Origin of the sequence: Pseudomonas sp. SWRI154 (assembly GCF_014268645.1) — a bacterium.
In the GTDB taxonomy this organism is placed as follows: domain Bacteria; phylum Pseudomonadota; class Gammaproteobacteria; order Pseudomonadales; family Pseudomonadaceae; genus Aquipseudomonas; species Aquipseudomonas marvdashtae.
This window is the reverse complement of the sequence record NZ_JABWQW010000032.1, coordinates 64,104-72,184: the sequence shown is the minus strand read 5'-3', so window position 1 is coordinate 72,184 and position 8,081 is coordinate 64,104. Positions and strand designations below refer to the sequence as shown.

The 8,081-nt window shown below is 59.0% G+C and carries 8 protein-coding genes; all 8 read left to right on the top strand.

The window, feature by feature from the left end; genetic code table 11:
• Positions 1–1,910, top strand: a 1,910-nt coding sequence (locus HU806_RS22825) for an RHS repeat-associated core domain-containing protein (RefSeq protein WP_186614618.1), incomplete at its 5' end; no start/stop codon positions are given.
• A 3-nt stretch (positions 1,911–1,913) separates the two neighbouring features.
• Positions 1,914–2,333: a hypothetical protein gene (locus tag HU806_RS22820; RefSeq protein WP_186614616.1), complete on the top strand. Its 420-nt coding sequence runs from the start codon at positions 1,914–1,916 to the stop codon at positions 2,331–2,333.
• A gap of 196 nt (positions 2,334–2,529) precedes the next feature.
• The gene (locus HU806_RS22815; RefSeq protein ID WP_186614614.1) at positions 2,530–2,931 is read left to right on the top strand and encodes a hypothetical protein; all 402 of its coding nucleotides are present in this window, start codon (positions 2,530–2,532) and stop codon (positions 2,929–2,931) included.
• 230 nt (positions 2,932–3,161) lie between these two features.
• Complete coding sequence (locus HU806_RS22810) at positions 3,162–3,398, top strand: hypothetical protein (RefSeq protein ID WP_186614612.1); 237 nt, start codon at positions 3,162–3,164, stop codon at positions 3,396–3,398.
• Between the two features lie 432 nt (positions 3,399–3,830).
• Positions 3,831–4,454, top strand: coding sequence for a CDP-alcohol phosphatidyltransferase family protein (locus tag HU806_RS22805; protein WP_186614611.1), 624 nt, complete (start codon positions 3,831–3,833; stop codon positions 4,452–4,454).
• Between the two features lie 10 nt (positions 4,455–4,464).
• Positions 4,465–6,222, top strand: coding sequence for a bifunctional alpha/beta hydrolase/class I SAM-dependent methyltransferase (locus HU806_RS22800; RefSeq protein WP_186614610.1), 1,758 nt, complete (start codon positions 4,465–4,467; stop codon positions 6,220–6,222).
• Complete coding sequence (locus HU806_RS22795; RefSeq protein WP_186614609.1) at positions 6,222–7,559, top strand: phosphatase PAP2/dual specificity phosphatase family protein; 1,338 nt, start codon at positions 6,222–6,224, stop codon at positions 7,557–7,559. Before HU806_RS22800 ends, HU806_RS22795 begins: the two co-directional genes overlap by 1 nt.
• Entirely contained in the window at positions 7,556–8,020 is a 465-nt protein-coding gene (locus HU806_RS22790; protein ID WP_186614624.1) for a hypothetical protein, read from the top strand. The genes HU806_RS22795 and HU806_RS22790 overlap by 4 nt, the downstream gene beginning before the upstream one ends.
• Positions 8,021–8,081 lie beyond the last annotated feature (61 nt).

Below are 8,081 nucleotides of genomic sequence, written 5' to 3'. Positions count from 1 at the left end.
GACAGGAAACCGGCTTCGACGGCCAGCGCACCGGCTACGCCTACGACCTCAACGGCCACCTGCTGGAAAAGACCGAGTTTGGTTCCGACGGTAGCCAACGGGTCACCGCCTACCAGCGTGATTCTGCCGGACGCCTGCTGCGCAAGACCTTGCCCGACGGCGAAACGGTCGAATACCGCTACGACGGCCTCGGACGCCTGGTCAGCGTCGACGACGGCCATTGGCCGCTGGCCTACGAATACGACGTCCAGGACCGCCTCGTCGCCGAACACCAGGGCTGGGCCACCCTGCGTTATCGATACGACAGCACCGGCCGTTTGATCCATTGCCGCCTGCCGGATCGCAGCACCCTCGACTACCGCCACGCCCAGGGCGGCGCGCTGATCGCCATCGACCTCAACGGCACGTGCCTGACCGAGCACCGTTTCAAAGGCGGACGCGAACAGCAACGCCAGCAGGGCCGGCTGCTCAGCGACTACAGCTACGACGAACAGGGCCGTCTCAAGGCCCAGACCGTGTGGCAGACCCAACAGCAGCAGCTGTTCTGGCGCGACTATTCCTACGACGCCAGCGGCAACCTCGCCGCGCTGTCCGACACACGAAACCGCCGCAGCTACCAATACGACAAGCAAGATCGCCTGCTGCGCATCGACTATGCCCACAGCCAAGCCCCGGAACGCTTCGCCCACGACCCGGCCGGCAACCTGCTGATGCAGGATCGCCCCGGCCCGACCACCCTCAAGGGCAACCGCCTGTTGATGGAGGGCGACCGCCATTACGACTACGACGCCTACGGCAACCTGATCCGCGAACGCCGCGGCACGGCCCAATGCCTGGTCACCGAATACCGCTACGACAGCCAACACCGCCTCATCGGTGTCACCAGCCCGGACGGCAGCGAAACGTCCTACCGCTACGACGCCTTCGGCCGACGCATCAGCAAGACCGTGGACGACCAGACCAGCGAATTTATCTGGCAAGGCGACCAGGTCATCGCCGAAAGCAGCGACCAGCACTACCAAAGCTACATCTTTGAGCCCGGCACCTTTCGCCCCCTCGCCCTGCTCGAAGGCGAAGGCCCAGAAAAAGCCACGCCTTACTACTACCACCTCGACCACCTCGGCACGCCCCAGGAACTGACCAGCCACCAAGGCGAAGTGGTTTGGGCCGCGCGCTACAACGGCTATGGCAAACTCACCGAACTGCGCCATGGCAACGGCCCGAGACTGCACCAACCGCTACGTTTTCAAGGGCAATACCACGACCGGGAAAGCGGCCTGCATTACAACCGGCACCGGTACTACAATCCGGAGACGGGGCGGTACCTGACGGCGGATCCGAGCAAGCTCAAGGGCGGGCTCAACGGGTATCGGTACACCCTGAACCCGACGGGGTGGGTGGATCCGTTGGGGTTGGAAACTTGCCCGGGCGATGGGTGTAAAAAGCCGGCGGTTGGCGAGCAGGATCCGGCGGCTAAGGTCGGGGTGGATGAGGGGGAACCTAAATTCCCTGACGCCAATCCCAAAGCTATCTATACCTATAGAGGTGATACCAGAGAGCCATGGGAAATTTTTGATACGGGTTTCGAACCATTAGGCTTTAGTACAGATTTATTTCTTCATGCCAAAGATAATCGAAGCCCACCTAGCATTTACATCAGCACCACCCCGTCGATGACGGAAGCAAAAAAATTTGCAACGGGCTGGGGATTTGAGTCCGGATATGTATATATCTTAAAAAATGTGCCTGGCATCGACGTCAATAAAAAACTCGGATTGCTCTCACCCCATCGAAAAGAAGTGGAGATAGCGGTCCCTGGCGGGGTTGATAAAAAGGACATAGTTGGCGCAACCCCAGTGAATTCCGATGGATCTTTCGTCGGCTACTCAATACCTAATTTTGACAGGTAACAAATGATTTCTCGAGACGTAAAGATTGAAATTGACGGCGTGCTCAAAACTGCAAAATTTGAATGCGATCGAAAAACCAACACTATGACAATACAGATGCCAGACGAAGCTATAAGAACTTACACCGCAACCGACCTTTATACATGCCTCGGAAAAATAAGACGAGACTTTCCTCACGTAAAGTTTTTATGTAAAGGGGCAAAAATAAATGTGCATCCATCGCGGATGTCTTCGCAGATGTCTGGAGGTATAATTGCCTACGAAGTCATTAATGGCGAGCCGGCAGATGACGATAGAATTGTTAATATTTTTGATTACGAAAATCAAGACATAACAAATAACATCCAAGCACAAATCAATCACTACCATGAATGGATAAAATCCTTAAACAAAAACAGCACTCCAGAGAACGAGAACAACTAAACAATGGGCGAGCACATAACGCAGACAGGAAAATCGCTTTTACTCTTGGAAACGGAGCCACGCCGGCTTCCGACGTAGGTATTCGAAAAAATGCAACCCTGCCCTCCCCAATCGGAGCCCGCCGTCATGAACCATCCGTAAGAAATAGGACATTGATTCATTAATAAAATCCGCCTTTATCACAGAGCAAATAGCTATGACGGACAAAAAAGCAATATCAGTGATCAGAGACGGACAAAAAGAAAAGGTCCACCTCGATATTAACGAGCAAAAGTCTACCATCTTGATCACCTTACAAGATGGCTGGTCGAAGACCTATACAGGACGAAATATATACGACTGCTTTGGAAATATCATAAGAGAGCATTCGAATTTAAAGTTTTTATGCAAGGGCGCCAAGCGAAACGTGCGTCCTTCGAGTATGTCTGCGCAAATGACAGCAGGAGTTATGGCTTACGAAACCAGCCTGGGCAAACCGGCCTCAAGAGAAAACCTGGTAAACATATTTGACTATGATGATCAGGATATAGTTAACGACCCTCAACTACAGAAAGATTATTTTTTGCTCTGGATGGAATCCATAAAAAACCTGGAATAGGTAGCGACTGCGCCTTGACGGGTGTTTTTTCTAGCGGCATAGAGGCCCACTTCCCAATTCAGCACATAGGTCTGAGCATACCGCTAAAATCGCGCGAGCTAGGGGTCATGTATCAGATAAATGCTGGGCCTTGCTTCGAGCGGCATAGCGTCGATTATCAAAAACATGGAACCCAATTCGGCGAGCGCTCTCAATCCAAAGGAGACCATCCCAACTCGGAGCCCGCCACCATGAACCACCCAACCCTAACCTTCGCCCAACTCCACCCCGGCGACCGCTTCACCCTCCCCGCCGACCACCGTCTGTTCACCAAGCTCACCGACAGCACCGCCCGTGAGCACAGCGTGCATTCCATCAATCTGAAGGAAGAAGGCTACGGTTATACCGAAGACCCCATAAAAAACCTGCCCGGGGAAGCGCCGGTCGAGTACGTCCCGGTCGGCGGCCCGCTGCGGGCTGGAGGCTAGCGCGCATACCGCGATCACAAACACCGCGACATCAGCCACTGCTCCTTACCCCAAGGCTCGAAGCGCTCCAGCACTTCCCAGCCAAGCCTGACGTAATAATCCCATTGGCTGTGAGTGTGCAGAAACCATAAGCCTGCATACATCATCGTGGCGAGGGAGCTTGCTCCCGCTCGGCTGCGCAGCAGTCGTAAACCTCTGCGGTCACCGCGTTGAAGCGTTCTGGGGCTGCTGCGCAGCCCAGCGGGAGCAAGCTCCCTCGCCACGGGTTCAGCGTTTTTTTCATATCTGCCAGGGTGTTTCATGTAGATAAGTGCACGAATTGATGCCTACCCGCGCGCATTCTCAAGAAATACCCGCCAGCGCCCCCTCAACCTATCGTAATCTCGCACCTGAACAAGCCCAGCCCCAAACCCGGCGGAGATCACAGACCAAATGCCTTCCATCTATCAACTCAAGCCCGCCTTCCAGAATCTGCTCCGCCCCACCGTCCAACGTCTTTACAACAACGGCGTCACCGCCAACCAGGTCACGCTCCTGGCCGGCATCGTGTCGGTGTTGGTGGGGGCGGTGGTTGCGTGGTTCGCCAGCCATCCGTGGATTTTCGTCCTGGTGCCGGTCTGGATGTTCCTGCGCATGGCGTTGAATGCAGTCGACGGCATGCTGGCGCGGGAGTTTGGCCAGCAATCGAATCTGGGCGCCTACCTGAATGAGCTATGCGATATCATCGCCGACGCTGCCTTGATCCTGCCTTTTGCCTTGTTTGCCGATACCAGTCTTTTGCTCGTGTTGTTGGTCACGCTGTTGGCGTTGTTCAGCGAATACGCCGGCGTGTTGGGGGCGATGGTCGGGGCTTCGCGGCGCTATGACGGGCCGATGGGCAAGAGTGATCGCGCCTTTGTGTTTGGCGTGCTGGCGACCGGTATTGCCCTGGGTTGGCTCGGGGCGCCCTGGGTGAATGGTGTGATGGCGGTGGTTGCCGCCCTGCTGGTTTATACCTTGGTCAATCGGGTCCGTCATGGCCTGAGCCAAGTGTCGGAAAACGCCCCCTCAGCATAAGGAAGTTGCAATGCGCGAAGCCCAGGAACTGACGTTCACCACCCATGATGGCGTGGAGTTGTTCTACCGGCACTGGCCGGCTCTCGACACCGTTGCGGGTGAACCCCGCCAGGCGGTGTTGTTGTTTCATCGTGGTCATGAACACTCCGGGCGCATTGCGCATCTGGTGGATGAGATGGATTTGCCCGGGTTCGAGTTTTTCGCCTGGGACGCGCGCGGCCATGGCCAGTCGCCGGGCGCTCGCGGCGACAGCCCGAGTTTTGCCACCAGTGCGCGGGATGTGCAGACGTTCTGCGATCACATCGGCGCGACGCACCAAATCGACGAACAGAACATTGCCGTGGTAGCGCAAAGCGTCGGCGCGGTGATTGCGTCCACTTGGGTCCACGACTACGCGCCGCGCATTCGCTCGCTGGTGCTGGCGTCGCCGGCCTTCAAGGTCAAGCTCTACGTGCCGTTTGCCCGTCCGGGCCTGGCGTTGATGCGCAAGTTTCGTGGCAACTTTTTCGTCAACAGTTACGTCAAGGCCAAGTTCCTCAGCCATGACCCTGAGCGTGTCGCGTCCTACGACAGCGATCCGCTGATCACCAAGGCGATTTCGGTGAACGTACTGCTGGGCCTGTACGAAGCGGCCGACCGGGTTGTCGCCGATGCCCAGGCGATCCAGGTGCCGACGCAGCTGTTGATCTCCGGTTCCGACTTCGTCGTGCATCGCAAACCCCAGGAACAGTTCTTCGAGCGGCTGGGCAGCCTGCACAAGGAGAAGCACATCCTGCCGGGCTTCTTCCACGACACCCTCGGCGAGAAGAATCGTGCTCCGGCCATTGCCAGCGCCCGCCGTTTCATCCTGCAAAACTTTGCCCGTCCGCTGGAGCGCCCTTCCCTGCTGGATGCCGATCGCCTGGGCGTGACCTGCGCCGAGGCGGAAACCCTGGCCACGCCGCTGCCGCACAATTCGCTGCGTGACCTTTACTGGCGCATGACCCGCGCCAGCATGCGCTTTGGCAGCAAGTTGTCGGCCGGCGTGAAGTTGGGCTTCGACACCGGGTTCGACTCCGGCAGCACCCTGGATTACGTCTACCGCAATCGCCCTACCGGCACTTCGGCGCTGGGCAAAGCGATCGACCAGAACTACCTGAACTCCATCGGCTGGCGCGGCATTCGCCAGCGCAAATTGCACGTCGAGGAGTTGCTGCGCCTGGCCATGGGCAAGTTGCGCGAGCAAGACCGCGAAGTGCGCATCGTCGACATCGCCGCCGGCCATGGCCGGTACATTCTTGAAGCGCTGCAAGGCGTCAGTCCACTGCCGGAGTCGATCCTGCTGCGCGACTACAGTGACATCAACGTGCGCGACGGCAATGCGCTGATCGTTGAAAAAGGCCTGGGTGACATTGCGCAGTTCGTCAAAGGCGATGCCTTCGACCGTCAGGATCTGGCGGCGCTGGAGCCCAAGCCGACCCTGGCCGTGGTGTCCGGCTTGTACGAGTTGTTTGCCGACAACCAGATGGTCGGCGCTTCCCTCGCCGGTCTGGCCGAAGCCGTCGAGCCTGGCGGATTCCTGGTCTACACCGGCCAGCCATGGCACCCGCAACTGGAATTGATCGCCCGCGCCCTGACCAGCCACCGCGCCGGCCAGGCCTGGGTGATGCGCCGACGTACGCAAGCGGAAATGGATCAACTGGTTGAGGCAGCGGGTTTCCGCAAGATCACCCTGCGGGTCGATGAATGGGGCATTTTCAGCGTTTCCCTGGCGCAGCGAGTGCAGTAATGAGCGCGGTCATTGCTCCGGCCCGCGAACCCGCATTGCTGAAACCGGCAGTGCTCTGGCTGCTGTTGCTGGCGCCGCTGTTCTTCAGCACCTACGGCTTCGCCACCTGGGTCACCGCCCAGCGCGACGATGTCGGCAGCCTGGTGTTCGACTGGGAAAGCCAGATGCCGTTCATGGCCTGGACCATCGTGCCGTACTGGTCGATTGATCTGCTGTACGGCCTGTCCCTGCTGCTGCCCAACAGCCGCGACGAACTCAAGCGCCACGCCTTGCGCCTGCTCACGGCCCAGGTAATTGCGGTCAGTTGTTTCCTGCTCTGGCCGCTGACGTTTACCTTCCCACGGCCAGAAATGGATGGTGTGTTCGGCTGGATGTTCGACGTGCTGGCGGGCTTCGACAAGCCGTTCAACCAAGCACCGTCGCTGCACATCGCGCTGCTGGTGGTGCTTTGGGTCTGCTATCAACGCCACCTGCAAGGTATTTGGCGCTGGTTGATGCACGGCTGGTTCGCCTTGATTGGCGTGTCGGTGCTGACCACGTATCAACACCACTTTGTCGACGTGCCCACGGGCGCGTTGGCCGGTTGGTTATGCGTGTGGTTGTGGCCGCTGGACCGGCCGAGTCCGCTGCGAAGTGTCCAGCTGACGAACGACCCCACCCGCCGGAAACTGGCCTTGCGTTATGGTCTGGGCGCAGCGGTGTTTTTCACCTTGGCGTTCGCTTTCGGTGGCACGTGGCTCTGGCTGATCTGGCCGGCGGTCGCGGTACTCATGGTCGCGCTGAACTACCTGGTGTTCGGCGCGAGCGGGTTCCAGAAGCGTGAGGATGGCCGGTTGAGCCCGGCGGTGCGTTGGTTGTTGGCGCCCTATCTGGCGGCGGCCTGGATCAATTCCCGCGTGTGGACGCGCAAGCATCCGCAGCCGGATCAGGTGGCGGATGACGTCTGGCTCGGACGAATTCCTACCTCGGCGTCGCTTAAAAGCAGCCCGTTTACTGGCGTGCTCGACCTCTGCGCCGAGTTGTCGATGGACAGCACCGCAATCGCCTATCGCAGCTTGCCGGTGCTCGACCTGACGGCACCGACCGCCGAGCAGTGCCTGAACGCGGCGCAGATGATTGAGCAACTGCGTCAGCACGGGCCGGTGCTGGTCTGCTGCGCCCTGGGTTATTCGCGCAGTGCCACCGCCGTGGCGGCGTGGTTGCTGGACAGCGGTCGCGCCGAGAGTGTCGACGCGGCCATCGCCCAGATTCGCCAAGCTCGGCCGGGTATCGTGTTGCACCCAGTCCATCGCCAGGCGTTGGAGCAACTGTCCAAGGGATTCGGGGCATGGTCATGAGCAGCGACATGGAACTGCACACCGTGGCGAGCCTGTTGCGGCGCGGTCAGTCGCTGGACCAGTTTTCCACCGGCTTGACCCTGTTGGCGGCGCTGATCGGCCTGGGCCAATGGCTGGTGGGCAGCATCGATCCGTGGCTGCTGTTGCTGAGCTTCGGCGTGTTCGTCCTCGGCATGCAGGAGAAATATCTGGCGTTTCGCGTGGCCTTTGATGCCGATCTGTTCCAGATCGTCGCGGATGCCGGCAAGCCGCTGACCGAACGCACCCAGGCACTGGACGAGGCGCTGGCCAATCTTGGCTTGCAACCGGTCGAGCGCGGCGGGCGGTCATGGCCCGAGCGCAGCCATGGTTCTATGCGACTGCTGCGCCGCCAAGCCTGGGTGGTGGCTATTCAGGCGCTGTTGACGGTGAGCTTCGTCCTGGCGAGTCCCTGGCTGGTTTACTCGGGTCTTGGAACTTGAACAGGAAGTGAATGGCTTTTGGTGGCGTATGTCGGCCAGCAGCCGTTGTGCAGATACTTAT